This window comes from Aeromonas sp. Prich7-2 (assembly GCF_017939255.1).
In the GTDB taxonomy this organism is placed as follows: Bacteria; Pseudomonadota; Gammaproteobacteria; order Enterobacterales; family Aeromonadaceae; genus Aeromonas; species Aeromonas caviae.
Genome location: NZ_JAGKRI010000049.1, coordinates 24969 through 38499, shown reverse-complemented (window position 1 = coordinate 38499; position 13531 = coordinate 24969). Strand labels below are relative to the sequence as shown.

At 63.7% G+C, this 13531-nt stretch carries 12 protein-coding genes; 5 read left to right on the top strand and 7 right to left on the bottom strand.

All coding sequences use genetic code 11. The annotated features are described in order from the left end of the window. Positions 1-81: 81 nt before the first annotated feature. Both J9892_RS10240 and J9892_RS10235 read left to right on the top strand, forming a co-directional pair. Positions 82-735 carry a TrkA family potassium uptake protein gene (locus tag J9892_RS10240; RefSeq protein WP_010675965.1) on the top strand — a complete coding sequence of 218 codons (654 nt, stop codon included), beginning with the start codon at positions 82-84 and terminating at the stop codon, positions 733-735. Beyond that, complete coding sequence (locus tag J9892_RS10235; protein ID WP_041211921.1) at positions 732-2087, top strand: TrkH family potassium uptake protein; 1356 nt, start codon at positions 732-734, stop codon at positions 2085-2087. The genes J9892_RS10240 and J9892_RS10235 overlap by 4 nt, the downstream gene beginning before the upstream one ends. A gap of 72 nt (positions 2088-2159) precedes the next feature. Here the strand turns inward: J9892_RS10235 and J9892_RS10230 are convergent, their stop codons facing one another. Beyond that, positions 2160-4169 (bottom strand): DNA topoisomerase III, encoded by a 2010-nt coding sequence (locus J9892_RS10230; protein ID WP_210538287.1) that lies wholly within the window; start codon positions 4167-4169, stop codon positions 2160-2162. 298 nt (positions 4170-4467) lie between these two features. Here J9892_RS10230 and J9892_RS10225 point away from each other — a divergent pair, with 298 nt between their 5' ends. Further along, the gene (locus J9892_RS10225) at positions 4468-5598 is read left to right on the top strand and encodes a NapC/NirT family cytochrome c (RefSeq protein ID WP_210538286.1); all 1131 of its coding nucleotides are present in this window, start codon (positions 4468-4470) and stop codon (positions 5596-5598) included. Positions 5599-5620: 22 nt separating this feature from the next. Further along, complete coding sequence (torA, locus tag J9892_RS10220) at positions 5621-8101, top strand: trimethylamine-N-oxide reductase TorA (protein ID WP_210538285.1); 2481 nt, start codon at positions 5621-5623, stop codon at positions 8099-8101. Positions 8102-8169: 68 nt separating this feature from the next. Here torA and J9892_RS10215 read toward each other — a convergent pair whose 3' ends face one another. The 4 genes from J9892_RS10215 to J9892_RS10200 form a co-directional block, all read right to left on the bottom strand. Next, positions 8170-8631 carry a hypothetical protein gene (locus tag J9892_RS10215; RefSeq protein WP_010675970.1) on the bottom strand — a complete coding sequence of 154 codons (462 nt, stop codon included), beginning with the start codon at positions 8629-8631 and terminating at the stop codon, positions 8170-8172. 101 nt (positions 8632-8732) lie between these two features. Beyond that, positions 8733-10079: a sensor histidine kinase gene (locus J9892_RS10210; RefSeq protein WP_010675971.1), complete on the bottom strand. Its 1347-nt coding sequence runs from the start codon at positions 10077-10079 to the stop codon at positions 8733-8735. Between the two features lie 31 nt (positions 10080-10110). Beyond that, complete coding sequence (locus J9892_RS10205) at positions 10111-10767, bottom strand: response regulator transcription factor (protein WP_005332666.1); 657 nt, start codon at positions 10765-10767, stop codon at positions 10111-10113. Between the two features lie 94 nt (positions 10768-10861). Then, the gene (locus tag J9892_RS10200) at positions 10862-11194 is read right to left on the bottom strand and encodes a hypothetical protein (protein ID WP_210538284.1); all 333 of its coding nucleotides are present in this window, start codon (positions 11192-11194) and stop codon (positions 10862-10864) included. A gap of 63 nt (positions 11195-11257) precedes the next feature. Between J9892_RS10200 and J9892_RS10195 the strand changes: the two genes are divergently transcribed. Next, the gene (locus J9892_RS10195; RefSeq protein ID WP_010675973.1) at positions 11258-11506 is read left to right on the top strand and encodes a PepSY domain-containing protein; all 249 of its coding nucleotides are present in this window, start codon (positions 11258-11260) and stop codon (positions 11504-11506) included. Positions 11507-11516: 10 nt separating this feature from the next. Here the strand turns inward: J9892_RS10195 and J9892_RS10190 are convergent, their stop codons facing one another. After that, entirely contained in the window at positions 11517-12170 is a 654-nt protein-coding gene (locus tag J9892_RS10190) for a protein-methionine-sulfoxide reductase heme-binding subunit MsrQ (RefSeq protein WP_210538283.1), read from the bottom strand. 91 nt (positions 12171-12261) lie between these two features. Continuing rightward, positions 12262-13272: a protein-methionine-sulfoxide reductase catalytic subunit MsrP gene (gene msrP / locus J9892_RS10185; protein ID WP_210538282.1), complete on the bottom strand. Its 1011-nt coding sequence runs from the start codon at positions 13270-13272 to the stop codon at positions 12262-12264. Positions 13273-13531 lie beyond the last annotated feature (259 nt).

Sequence of the window (13531 nt, the reverse complement as noted above, 5' to 3'; positions counted from 1 at the left end):
CCCGGCACAAAAAACCCGGACACTTTTCGGACTCAGGGCTCTGGAGTAGAGTAACCCCTTCATCCCGCTGAGGAAGCATGCATGAACAATCAATTCGCCGTCATCGGCCTGGGCCTGTTTGGCAGCGCCTTGTGCGAAGAGTTGCAGCGCCAGAATGCCGAGGTACTGGCCATCGACATCGACGAGAGCAAGACCCGCCAGATAGCCACCCTCTGCAACCACGTCATCGTGGCCGATGCCACCGACGAGGCCACGGTCGCCGAACTGGGCCTGGCGAATTTCGACATCGTCTTTGTCGCCATCGGCGACAACCTGGAGACCAGCATCCTGACCACGCTGGTGCTGAAAGAGGCGGGCGTGAAGAAGGTCTGGGTCAAGGCCCGCGACAAGTTCCACGCCAAGATCCTGCAGAAGGTAGGCGCGGACAAGGTGATCAACCCGGAGTGGGACATGGGCCGCCGGGTGGCCCAGAGCATGCTGGACAACCGGCTGTTCGACTACCTGGAGCTGGGTCACGACATGGTGCTGACCGAGTTCGTGATCGGCTTGCAGCAAAACACCCGCACCCTGGCCGACTTACGCCTGCTGCAGCAAAGCGATTTCCAGCTGTTGGCCATCAAGCGGGGTGAGGTGCTGCACAACGTCCTGACCGGCAAGATGGAGCTGCAACTCGGTGACATCCTGATCCTGGCCGGCAACAAGCACGCCATCGATCACTGGCTCGACACCCTATGATCAACTGGCGCAGCAACTACGCCTTCACCCTGCATCGGGAAGATAACTCCCGCTGGAGCGAGGCCAAGCTCATCCTGGGCAGTTTCCTCATCATCCTGCTGGTTGGCACCCTGTTTCTGGTCCAGCCCTCCAGCCACAAGGGTGAGGTCACCGTCATCAACGCCCTGTTCACCGCCACCTCCGCCATCAGCGTGACCGGCCTCGGGGTGGTGGATACCGGCACCGCCTTCACCCTGCAGGGGCAGATCATCCTGTTGATATTGATGGAGATTGGTGGTCTCGGCCAGATGACCATGACACTGCTGCTCATCGCCATGTTCAGCAAGCGGGTCGGGCTGCGCCAGCAGGTGCTGGCCAAGGAGGCACTGGGCCAGGAGGGATCCGTCAACATCGTCCAGCTGGTGAAACGCATCGTCCTGTTCGCCCTGATTGCCCAGCTGATCGGCACCGCCATCATGGCCATTCGCTGGGTGCCCGACATGGGCTGGGGCCACGGCCTCTACGTCAGCTTCTTCCACGCGGTGTCGGCTTTCAACAACGCCGGCTTCTCGCTGTTTGCCAACAACCTCATGGACTACCGGGATGACCCCATCATCAGCCTGACCATACCGGCCCTGCTGATCCTGGGGGGGGTAGGCTTCACCGTCATCGTCGACCTGGTGCGCAACCGCCGCTGGCGCAAGCTGAAACTGCACAGCAAGCTGATGCTGCTGATGACCCCTGCCCTGCTGCTGCTGGGGACCCTGATGTTCTGGCTGCTGGAGCACAACAACCCTGGCACCCTGGGCAACGCCTCCTTCGGGAGCCAGTGGCTGGCAGCCTTCTTCCAGTCGGCCACCGCGCGCACGGCGGGCTTCAACACGGTGGATATCGGCCAGATGGTACCGGCCTCCCTGCTGTTCATGATGATGCTGATGTTCATCGGTGCCGGGGCAACCTCCACCGGGGGCGGTATCAAGGTCACCACCTTTGCCGTCGTCCTGCTGGCGACCCGGGCGTTTCTGACCAAGCGCCCCCATGTCACCGCCTTCGGCCGCACCCTGTCACCCCAGATAGTGACCCGCTCCCTGGCCATCATCATCGTCAGTACCATGGTGCTGATGCTGGCGATGTTCCTGCTGATGCTCACGGAGTCGCAATCATTCGACAAGATCATGTTCGAGACCATCTCGGCCTTTGCCACCGTGGGACTGTCCACCGGCATCACCGCTTCTCTGAGCGAACCGGGCAAACTGATCCTGGTGCTGGTGATGATCTGCGGTCGTCTGGGGCCCCTCACCCTGGCCATCATGCTGGCCCGCCCAGTGGAGACCCGCATCCGTTATCCGGAAGAGAGCGTCTACACGGGGTAAGCCGCTCCATCCATGCAAAGAGGGGCCACTGGCCCCTCTTTCTTTTCTATGTGATCACGGCGCTCGCCAGCCTCAGGCAACCTTGCCCCTGGTCGTCCCCTTACCAGTGCTCTTTCCAGGGCTCTTCCCCGCACGAGCACTCTTGCCCGTGCTCGTGCGGGGGCGTGCGGCGGTGGACCCAGTCCGCTTGCGGCGGGCAAAGCGTTGCTTGCTGTCACCGGGCGCCGCCTTGGGCAGCGCGCTGAAGCTGACGCCGGAATCCTGCCGCGCCCCCTCGATCAGGCCGTTGAGCTGCTCGGTGAGCGGCCCCATGAACTGCTGGTAGCTGCCGTGACGTTCGGCGATCTGACCCAGACTCTGCTCCCACAGTGCCGTCATGTCCGGTGTCGTGGCGGTCGTGGGCAGCGCCTGGACCAGGGCTCGCCCGGTCGGGGTGGCCTTGATGCTCTTGCCCTGGCGCACCAGGAAGCGGCGCTTGAACAGCAGATCGATGATCCCGGCCCGGGTCGCCTCGGTGCCCAGACCGTCGGTCTCCCGCAGGGTCTTGCGGATCTCGGGATCCTGCACATAACGGGCGATGCCGGTCATGGCGGCCAGCAGGGTGGCATCGGTAAACGGCTTGGGGGGCTGGGTCATCTTCTCCAGCAGCTCCCCCCGCTCGCACAGCAGTTCCTCCCCCTCTTTCAGGGCAGGCAGGGTTCCCGCCTCCTCCTCGTCATCCTCTTCCACTCCGAGCAGCGCCTTCCAGCCCGCCTTGAGGATGCGGCGCGCCTTGGCCTGGAACAGCCCTCCGGCGATGCGCAGCAACACCTTGCTGTCGTTGTACTCGAACGGCGGGTAGAACTGCAGCAGATACTGGCGGGCAATCAGGCCGTAAAGCTTCGCCTCGTCGGCCCCCAGGCTCCCCTCGTTCCCCCTCTTCTCGGTGGGAATGATGGCGTGGTGGGCATCCACCTTGCTGTCGTTCCACGCCTTGCTGCGGATCCTGCCATCCGCTTCGGCGACCGCCCTGGCCAGCGCAGGGGCCGTGCTGGCGATGGCCTCCCGCACCTGGCCGGCCCGGTTGAAGTGCTCGCTCGGCAGATGGCGGCTGTCGGATCTGGGATAGGTGATGAGCTTGTGCCGCTCGTAGAGGCTCTGGCAGATATCCAGCACCCGCTTGGCATCCATGCCAAAGCGCTTGGCCGCGTCGATCTGCAGGCTGGAGAGGTTGTAGGGGAGCGGCGCCGCCTGCTTGCGCGCCTGCTCCTCCACCGCCTCCACCCGGGCGGGTTGCCCCTGGATCCGCTCCACCACCTTGGCGGCCAGCGCCCGGTTGAGCACCCGTCCCTCCTCATCCTGCCAGGGCAGACATGCCTCCGATGGCAGCCACCTGGCGGTGAAGCGTTCGTTGCCCTGGGTCAACAGATGGGCCATCACCTCGTAGAACGGCTTAGGAACGAAGGCCTCGATCTCGAGATCCCGGCGCACCACCAGACCGAGCAAGGGGGTCTGTACCCGACCCACCGACAGCAGTTCGCTGCAGCCCCCCTTGCGGCCAAGCAGGGTATAGGCCCGGGTCATGTTGATGCCATAGAGCCAGTCGGCACGGCTACGGGCCAGCGCCGACACCGCCAGCGGCACGAACTCCTTGTTGTCTCTGAGCTTGTCGAGGGCGCGGCGCACGGCGGGGGGATTGAGATCGCTGATGAGGCAGCGCTGAACCGGTTTGGTCTTGGGATAGCCGAGAAAGTCGATCACCTCGTCCACCAGCAGTTGCCCTTCCCTGTCCGGGTCACCGGCGTTGACCACGCAGTCCGCCTGCTTGATGAGCCCCTTGATGACGGCCAGCTGGGCCTTGGTCTTGGGTTTGGCCACCAGCTGCCACTGGGTCGGGACAATGGGAAGGGATTCCATGCGCCACTGCTTGTAGGCGGCATCGTAGGCATCGGGCTCGGCCTGCTCCAGCAGGTGACCGATGCACCAGGTCACCACGTCTCCCTGCGCCGTCTCGATGAAACCCTCCCCCTTCTTGTGAGGTTTGGGGAGGACATCGGCGATGGCGCGGCCAAGGCTGGGTTTCTCGGCGATAAAGAGTCGCATGATGGATACACCTGAATACTGTATATGTGAACAGTATACAATCCTCTCGCCACAAACCCCAAGCCCCGGGGTGGCGTACTGCCTCCTCGCCCCGGCTTGGGCATCGCTCCCACCACCGCACATCCCGCTCCCGCTGTATGGGAAAAATGCGATTTAAATTCAATAAATCATGCCAAAACAAATAACAAAACCAAAAATCAATTATATGTCGAAATTAAAACCATGACCGAGGTCAACCCTTAGAATCCTGGGACTACTACTATATTGGTAATACCCGAATTCGAAGGACACCGTCACCATGCTTGGAAAACTGTTGAGAAAGACCTGGTTCTGGCTTCTGCTGCTCGGGGCCCTGCTGGGGATCGCCGCACTGGGCGTCACCGTCACCGTGCTGCACAAGACCAGCTCCACCGAGTTCTGCGTCTCCTGCCACTCCATGCAGACCCCCCTCGCCGAATATCAGGGCAGCGTCCACTTCCAGAACGTGAAGGGGATCCGCGCCGAGTGCGCCGACTGCCACATCCCCAGTGAACCCGCCGCCTATCTCTGGACCAAGATCCGCGCCGTGAAAGACATCTATCACGAGGCGATCGGCACCCTCGACACCCCGGAAAAATACGAGGCCCACAAGCTGCGCATGGCCCAGACCGTGTGGGATCAGCTCAAGGCCAATGACTCCGCCACCTGTCGCAGTTGCCACAGCTACGCCGCCATGGACATCCTGGCCCAACGCCCCAATGCCCGCGCCGAGCACCCGGTCGCCATCAAGGAGGGTCAGACCTGCATCGACTGTCACCGCGGCGTTGCCCACATCATGCCAGACATGAGCGGCCTGGCCGCCGCCGGTGCCAGCGAACTGGCCGCCGCCGCGGCCCAGACCCCGGTAACCGTCACCACCCGCTATGCCATCGCCACCACCACGCTCTATCTGGATGCTGGCGCCAAGACTGACGAAGGCACCCTGATGCCCTCCACCCAGGTGGAAGTGCTGGCCAACGACAACGGCCGCACCCAGGTGCGCATCGACGGCTGGCAGCAGGACGGTGTGAGCGAGGTGTTCTACGCCGCCCCCGGCAAACGGATCCTGAGCGTGCTGGTCGGCGAAGCCGCCAGAAAAGCCCTCGTGACCGGCAAGAGCGAAACCGACAGCGCCACCAACCTCACCTGGCATCAGGTCAGCCTGACCGCCTGGGTCGACCAGAGCCAGCTCATCGGCGACCAGGGCAAGCTGTGGCAATACGCCTCCACCCTGATGTCCAACAACTGCACCGGCTGTCACGGCCTCACCGCGCTGGATCACTTCAACGCCAACCAGTGGATCGGCGTCATCAAGGGGATGGAGTCCCGTACCTCCCTCACCCCGGAGCAGGCGCGCATGCTCACCCAATACGTGCAGAAACACGCCAGCGACATGAGCGCGGCCCATTAAGGCAGGAACAGAGGACTCTCCCATGACTTTTTTCAATGACCAACAGACCAACCTCTCCCGCCGTACTCTGCTCAAGGGGCTGGGGGCCTGTGCCGCCCTGCCCCTGCTGGCTGGTCTCTTCCCGAAAAGCGCCCTGGCCAAGGCCGTCAGCACGGCCCTTGAGCAGTTCCCCACCCTGGTGTCCGCCCAGAAGGGCATCCTGACCGGCGCCCACTGGGGAGCCTTCGAGGCCATCGTCTCCGAGGGCCGCATGGTGCGGGTCCAGCCTGTGGCCGACGATCCGGCACCGAATGACCTCATCGACTTGGCGCCGTTCCAGGTCCACGCCAAGAACCGCATCAAGTACCCCATGGTGCGCAAAAGCTGGCTGGAGCACGGCCCGGGCGCCAGACCGGAGCTGCGCGGTGCCGACGAGTGGGTACGGGTGAGCTGGGAAAAGGCCATCGACCTCGTGGCCGGCGAGATCCAGCGCGTCCAGTCTGATTTCGGCCCGCAGGCGATCCACGCCGGTTCCTACGGCTGGAAGAGTGTCGGCATGTTCCACAACAGCCGCACCCTGCTGCACCGACTGATGAACCTCTCGGGCGGCTTCACCGGTTATGCCGGTGACTACTCCACCGGCGCGGCTCAGGTGATCATGTCCCACGTGATGGGCTCCATCGAGGTGTACGAGCAGCAGACCGCCTGGCCCAACGTGGTGGAGCACGCCGAACTGGTGGTGCTCTGGGGGGTCAACGCCCAGGTCACCCTGAAGAACAGCTGGAACATGCCGGATCACAAAGGTCAAGCGGGCTTCAAGGCGCTGAAAGAGAAAGGCACCCGGGTCATCAGCATCGACCCCGTCTACAACGAGACCGCCAAGCTGGTCGGCGCCGAGTGGATTGCCCCAAACGCCTACACCGACGTGGCCATGATGCTGGGGGTGGCCCACACCCTCCACAGCGAGAAGAAGCACGATCAGGCCTTCCTCGATCGCTACACTGTCGGCTTCGACACCTTCCTCGCCTATCTGCTCGGCAAGGAGGACGGCCAGCCCAAGAGCGCCGAGTGGGCGAGCAGCGTCTGCGGCGTCGAGGCCAAGGTGATCCGCCAACTGGCCCTCGACATGGCCGCCAAGCGCACCATGATCATGGCGGGCTGGGGCATGCAGCGTCAGCACCACGGGGAGCAGCCGAACTGGATGCTGGTCACTCTGGCTGCCATGCTGGGCCAGATCGGCCTGCCGGGGGGCGGCTACGGCTTCAGCTACCACTACTCCTCCGGTGGCAGCCCCACCGCCAAGGGCGGCATTCTGGCGGGCATCTCCGCCGGCAACGCACCGAAGAACAGCCCGGCACCGATCCCGGTGGCGCGCATCGCCGACTGCCTCGCCAATCCGGGCAAGACCATCGACTTCAACGGCCGCAAGGTGACCTATCCGGACATCAAGCTGGTCTACGTGGCGGGGGGCAACCCCTTCCACCACCATCAGGACACCAACAACCTGCTGCAGGCCTGGCGCAAACCCCAGACCGTGATCGTCCACGAGCCCTACTGGACCGCCACCGCCAAACACGCCGACATCGTGCTGCCGGTCACCACCAGCTACGAGCGCAACGATCTGGAGATGGGCGGCGACTACTCCCAGCGCTACGTCTTCCCCATGCACCAGTGCGTGCCCCCCCAGTTTGAAGCCCGCAACGACTTCGACATCTTCAGCGCCATCGCCGCCAAGCTGGGCGTGCAGGAGCAGTACACCGAAGGGAAGGACGAGATGCTGTGGCTCAAGCAGATGTACGACGGCATGGCGGCGCAGGCCCGCGGTGCCCGCGTGGCGCTGCCGCCGTTCAACATGTTCTGGGAGTCCAACAACTACATCCGCTTCCCGATCCCGGAAGCCAACCGCCAGTGGATCCGTCACGCCGATTTTCGCGAGAACCCGCTGCTCAACCCGCTCGGTACCCCGTCCGGCAAGATCGAGATCTTCTCCAACACGGTGGCGGGGATGGGTTATGCCGACTGCGCCGGTCATCCCAAGTGGTATGAGCCCAAGGAGTGGGTGAAGAGCGAGGTGGCGGCGCGCTATCCGCTGTCGCTCAACACCTCCCACCCGACCCAGCGGCTGCACTCCCAGCTCGACAACACCCCGCTGCGGGACAAGTTCGCCATCGCCGACCGCGAAGCGATCCTGATCCATCCGGACGACGCCAAAGCGCGCGGCATCCAGGATGGCGATCTGGTGCGGGCCTTCAACGAGCGCGGCCAGATCCTGGTGGGGGCACGGCTCTCGGCCGACATCCGCCCCGGGGTGGTGCGCGTGTGCGAAGGGGCCTGGTATGACCCGGCCAAGCCGGGCGAAGCGGGCAGCATCTGCAAGAACGGCAACGTCAACTGCCTCACCTTCGACGAGGGCTCGTCCAGTCTGGCCCAGGGCAACTGCGGCCACATGGCCCAATTGCAGATAGAGAAGTATATCGGGCCAGTGCTCGCCAACACGGCGCACGAGGTACCCGCCAACGGCTGAGTAGAGGACTGAGCAACAAAAACGGCGCCATCAAGGCGCCGTTTTCTTATCGCAGTTTGTGGTGTGGCTCAGAAGTCTCCTTCCACCATGTACTCTTCGGCGCACTCCACCAGCTGGGGCCAGAGATCTTCCGGCACCCAGGCCTCGGGGTCATCCTCGTCACCGTCATATTGGCTCCAGAAGAAGGCTCGCAGCCCGCTTGCGAAGTCGTCGCTCAACTCCGCCAGTTCGGAGAGGGGCCCCAGCCAGGCAATGCGGCGCAGGCCGGAGGCGAGATCGTTGATAGCATCCATCAGGGTGCGATCATCCAGGCTCTGCTCCACCAGCAGGGTGAAGCGCTCGCGGGCGCTCTCGGTCTGATCCTCGTCCAGCTCGCCCACGTCGGCCAGCAGGTCGACAAAGTCCTCCAGCAGGAACTGGATCAGGGCATCCCTGTCCTCGAACCACTGGATCTGGGCCCCCTTGGTGCCCAGCACCGAGGCATCGAACGAATCATCGAGATGGCACAAAGCCCAAGGATCGTCAGTCATTGCTACCCTTCCTACACCTGAAACAAGAGACGTATCTTATGCCGGGTGCCGCACCCTTGCCAGCACGGCGGCACAAAAGGGGCCCCCCGACGGGGCCCCCGTCACTCGACCCTGGCCACCTTGGGCAGGGAGAGGGAAGCGGCGAGCCCCCCCAGCTCGGCCCGCCCCATGATGAGGCTGCCGCGATAGGCTTCCGCGAGATCCGAGACGATGTTGAGGCCAAGGCCCGAGCCCGGCACCTTCTCGTCGAGGCGCACCCCCCGCAGCACCGCCTTGGCGATCTGATCCTCGCTCATGCCGGGGCCGTCGTCCTCGATGCGCAGGGTGATCCAGCCCCCCAGCTCGGCACTGGAGATGCGCAGCTCGCTGGCGGACCACTTGAAGGCGTTCTCCAGCAGGTTGCCCACCATCTCGTCGAAGTCCTGCTCCTCCACCCCGACCGCTAGATTGACCGGCACCTGCAAGTCCACCGTCTTGCCGGGATAGAGGCGGGAGAAGGCGCGGCAGATGTACTCCACCCGGGCCCGCACCGGGGTCGACACCCCGAGGATCTTGGCGGCGCCGGTCACCCGCGCCTTGCCGAGGTGATAGTCGATGTGGCGCTGGATCTGGTCGAGCTGCTCGCCGAGGGCGGCCTGATCCTCCGGCGGCAACTGGGTCACCTGGTTGCGCATGATGCTGAGCGGCGTCTTGAGGGCGTGGGCCAGGTTGCCGGTGTGGGAACGGGCTCGTTGCAGCAGCTCGCCATAGTGGTGCAGCAGGCGGTTGATGTCCTCCACCAGCGGCTGGATCTCCAGGGGGTAACGCAGCCGGAATCCCTCCTGATGACCCTGATGGACGCGGCTCAGCTCGCGACGCAGCAGGTGCAGCGGGCGCAGGCCGTAGAGGATCTGGAACATGAAGCCGAGCACCAGGCCGGTGGCGGCGAAGCCGAGGCCGAGGAAGAGGCTGATGCGGGTCTTCTTCAGGGTCTGGGTCAGGGCGCTGCTGTCCTTGGCCATCACCAGGGTGAAGACCCGATCAGACCCCGGCAGCAGCACGGTACGGGTCATGATCAGCAGGGGCTCCTTGTTGGGCCCCTTGCCGACAAAGAGATCCGGATCGCCGAAGGCCGACTTCAGGCCGTGGGCGCTCAAATGGGCATCCCACAAGGAGCGGGAGCGACTGACCACCGTCTCCCCCAGCTCCAGTTGCCAGTAGTAGCCGGAGTAGGGCTGGCGATAACGGGGGTCGGCCATGGGCTCGGTGACCACCGGCATTCCGTCCGGCTGGATCTCGAGGCGGGAGAGCAGATCGTAGAGCTGCAGGCGCAGGCCATCGGCCTCCGCCTCCTGCCAGTAGTTGCGCATCATGGTCTGCAGGCTGAAGCCGGTGGCGAACAGGAAGAGACCGCACCAGACCATGGCGATCACCACCAGCCGACCTCGCAGGGTGCGTACCAGCCTCATTCAACCCACCCCGCCATCGGTTGCGAGGGTGTCATTCGTTGATCCGGTAGCCGAGGCCGCGCACCGTCTCGATGAGATCGGCGTGGGTCTTCTTGCGAATGCGGCCGATGAACACCTCCACGGTGTTGGAGTCGCGATCGAAATCCTGGGCATAGATGTGGTCGATCAGCTCGCTGCGGGACACCACCTTGCCCCTGTGTTGCATCAGGTAGCCCAGCACCCGGAACTCGTGGGCGGTGAGCTTGATGGGGGTCCCTTCGTACCACACCTGGGAAGCCGCCATGTCGAGACGCACGCCACCGATCTCGAGGATGGAGCTGGCGTTCCCCGCCGCCCGGCGCACCAGCGCCTGCACCCTCGCCACCAGCTCCGCCACCTGGAAGGGCTTGGTGAGGTAGTCGTCCGCCCCGGCGTTGAGCCCTTCAATCTTCTCGTGCAACTGGCCACGGGCGGTCAGCACCAGCACCGGGGTGTCCATCCCCTTGCTGCGCCACTCCTTCAGTACGCTCAGGCCGTCGCGACCGGGCAGACCGAGGTCCAGGATGATGGCGTCATAGGGTTCGGTCTCGCCGAGAAAGCCCGCCTCGTTGCCATCGTGGCAGAGATCGGTGACGAAACCGGACAGACGCAGCTGTTCCGCCAGCTGGCCCGCGAGGATCTTTTCATCTTCAACTATCAGAATGCGCATACATGGGTATCCAAAACAGGGTTGTGCCGGCACCGGCAACGGTTGGGGGGACGAACCGGATGACGGTAGGTTCGCGGACTCACGCCGTTACTCCTTACTCCTCTTCCGGGGGCGGGCGCGGAGCGAACAGGCGCTCCAGATGGTGACCCTTGAGCCACACCATCTCCAGATTGTCAGCCCGATAGCCCACCTTGATGACGCTGTTCTCCTCGTCGATGAGCCTGAGCTCGTAGAGCCAGACGCCATCCTCCTCACCCAGATCGACGCGCAGCACGCGCACCGGCAGGCGGGAGGCCACCTCCATCAACACATGAAACGGGCGGACCCGCCCCTCGCTGACCGCCTGTTGCAGCAAGGCCTCGTTCGGCTGGGCCGCCTGAACCAGCATCGGCAGCAGCAATCCAAGCAGGGGCAGCGCGCTATTCATGGGTGATTCATCTCTCAAAACCTAACATAATGCCGTTTATAGTGTGCCAGCCATGAATCCGGAATGAATATGATCCCACGCAGTATCCTGCTGATCTTGTGCCTCTTTTCCACCTTTGGCTGGGCGGCGCAGACACGTCTCGACATGGCCGGACTGGTCAAGTTGTTGCTGGCACAAGGTTATCACGACATTCGAGAAGTGGAGCTGGAAGGGGACAAATTCGAGGTCGATACCCTGAATGCCGACGATCAGCGCGTCCAGTTGCAGGTCGATGCCAACACCGGCGAGATCACCAAAAAAGAGGCCGAATAGGCCTCTTTTGCTATGGGCGTGACGGCTGTTGCGCCGCCCCCCTCCCGGCTACTTGCGCTCGCCTGCGCCAGGGGCGCAGCAGCTTTTCCCGACGGGGCCACAGCAGGGCGCAGGCCAGCACCAGATAGATGAGAGGCTCCTGCCACCCGCTCTTGACCGACCACCAGTAGTGTACCGGCACCAGCAGAGCCACCCCGTAGATCCAGTTGTGCAGCTTCTGCCAGGCAGGCCCCATGCGCCGCAACAGGGCCGGGATCGAGGTGATGCCGAGCGCCAGCAACAGTAGCAGCGCCACCATGCCCACCACTATGTAGCTGCGCTTCACCAGCTCGCCGCCAATCAGCCCCCAGTCGAACTGCAGATCCAGCCCCAGCCAGACCATGAAGTGCAGGGACGCCCAAGCGGCGCACCAGAGCCCGAGGGGGCGACGCAACTTGATGAGCTGCCCCTGGCGCCAGCGCTTGGCGAGCGGCGACACCAGCAGGGTCAGCAACAGCAGGTGGAGGGCCCCCTTGCCGAGGTAATGGGTCAGCCCCTGGACCGGATCCCCCCCCAGCAGCCCGGCTGGCACGGCATAGCCCAGCCAGAGCAGAAAGCCGAACGAACCAAGGTGCACCAGCGCCCGCAAGCCGTTGACATGGGCTGTTTTCAGTCTCGGCATCATATTGCAGTTCCCGTCATGTTTTTCCCGCTTCTCATCCCCTCTCCCACCAGGGGAGAAGGGGGCAAGAGATCAGTCGGGCAGAACGTCAGTCTCAATACCATTTACGCAGATCCATCCCCTGATAGAGGGACGCCACCTCGTCGCCGTAGCCATTGAACATCAGGGTCGGCTGGCGCTTGGCCCCGAAGATGCCCCCCTCGCCGATGAAACGCTCGCTCGCCTGGCTCCAGCGCGGGTGATCCACGCTCGGGTTGACGTTGGCGTAGAAGCCATATTCGTTGGGGGCCAGCAGGTTCCAGGTGGTGGGGGGCATCTCCTCCACCAGGCGGATGGAGACGATGCTCTTGATGCTCTTGAAGCCGTACTTCCAGGGCACCACCAGCCGGATGGGAGCCCCGTTCTGGGCGGGCAGGGTCTTGCCATAGAGCCCCATGGCGAGGAAGGAGAGGGGGTGCATGGCCTCGTCGAGGCGCAAGCCCTCCACATAGGGATAATCGATACCGCCCCCCAGGGCACGGGAGGCCTGCCCCGGCAGCTGTTCCGGATCATAGAGCGTCTCGAAGGCCACGAACTTGGCGCGACTGGTGGGCTCAGCACGGCGGATCAGATCCGCCAGCGCAATGCCGCTCCAGGGCAGCACCATGGACCAGGCCTCCACGCAGCGCAGCCGATAGATGCGCTCCTCCAGCGTGCTCTTGTTGATGAGATCCCACACATCCAGGGTGAAGGGTTTGGCCACCTCCCCTTCCACCTTCAGGGTCCAGGGCTCGGGCTTGAGATAATGGCCGTTGCGGGCCGGATCCCCCTTGTCGGTCCCCAGCTCGTAGAAATTGTTGTGGGTGGTGGCCTTCTCCTCCGGGGTGAGGATCAATCCCTCTGGCCGGGTCGCGGCACGGATGTCGAGGGGTCTGGTGGGGGCCACGGGGGCCGGCTTGTCCGATGCGAAGAGATCCAGCAGGCTGGCCTTCACCGGAAACGCCAGGGTGGCGGCACCGACGCCCAGGCCCAGCCCTTTCAGGATGCGGCGACGATCCTGATAGACGGTTTCCGGCGTGACATCCTGTTCGGTGGGGTGATGAGAAGTACGGCGCTTGATCAACATGAAAAAACTCCCGGGACGATGAGGTTGACAACCATAAGACCCGCCCCGGCCGAGTTTTATTTCACACAGAATTACATGAGTTGGTAAAGGGGCAGTGCCTTGGCCATGGTACCGGCCAGGAAGAGCACTACGAACACCAGCAGAGGAACGATCACGTTTGGCACCATCAGACTCACTCCATGAGCAGGACAGGGCCTCTAACTATGGAACAAGGTCTGCGGCGCCTCCAATGAATTTTTTTCGCGAGCGCAAGCGTATT

What these genes read in the sequence shown, in the direction of transcription:
- J9892_RS10225 (WP_210538286.1), top strand. Translation starts at nt 4,468, where the DNA reads ATGCTTGGAAAACTGTTGAGAAAGACCTGGTTCTGGCTTCTGCTGCTC.
- J9892_RS10190 (WP_210538283.1), bottom strand. Translation starts at nt 12,170, where the DNA reads ATGATGCCGAGACTGAAAACAGCCCATGTCAACGGCTTGCGGGCGCTG.
- J9892_RS10195 (WP_010675973.1), top strand. Translation starts at nt 11,258, where the DNA reads ATGAATATGATCCCACGCAGTATCCTGCTGATCTTGTGCCTCTTTTCC.
- J9892_RS10235 (WP_041211921.1), top strand. Translation starts at nt 732, where the DNA reads ATGATCAACTGGCGCAGCAACTACGCCTTCACCCTGCATCGGGAAGAT.
- J9892_RS10215 (WP_010675970.1), bottom strand. Translation starts at nt 8,631, where the DNA reads ATGACTGACGATCCTTGGGCTTTGTGCCATCTCGATGATTCGTTCGAT.
- J9892_RS10230 (WP_210538287.1), bottom strand. Translation starts at nt 4,169, where the DNA reads ATGCGACTCTTTATCGCCGAGAAACCCAGCCTTGGCCGCGCCATCGCC.
- J9892_RS10210 (WP_010675971.1), bottom strand. Translation starts at nt 10,079, where the DNA reads ATGAGGCTGGTACGCACCCTGCGAGGTCGGCTGGTGGTGATCGCCATG.
- J9892_RS10205 (WP_005332666.1), bottom strand. Translation starts at nt 10,767, where the DNA reads ATGCGCATTCTGATAGTTGAAGATGAAAAGATCCTCGCGGGCCAGCTG.
- J9892_RS10240 (WP_010675965.1), top strand. Translation starts at nt 82, where the DNA reads ATGAACAATCAATTCGCCGTCATCGGCCTGGGCCTGTTTGGCAGCGCC.
- torA (WP_210538285.1), top strand. Translation starts at nt 5,621, where the DNA reads ATGACTTTTTTCAATGACCAACAGACCAACCTCTCCCGCCGTACTCTG.
- J9892_RS10200 (WP_210538284.1), bottom strand. Translation starts at nt 11,194, where the DNA reads ATGAATAGCGCGCTGCCCCTGCTTGGATTGCTGCTGCCGATGCTGGTT.
- msrP (WP_210538282.1), bottom strand. Translation starts at nt 13,272, where the DNA reads ATGTTGATCAAGCGCCGTACTTCTCATCACCCCACCGAACAGGATGTC.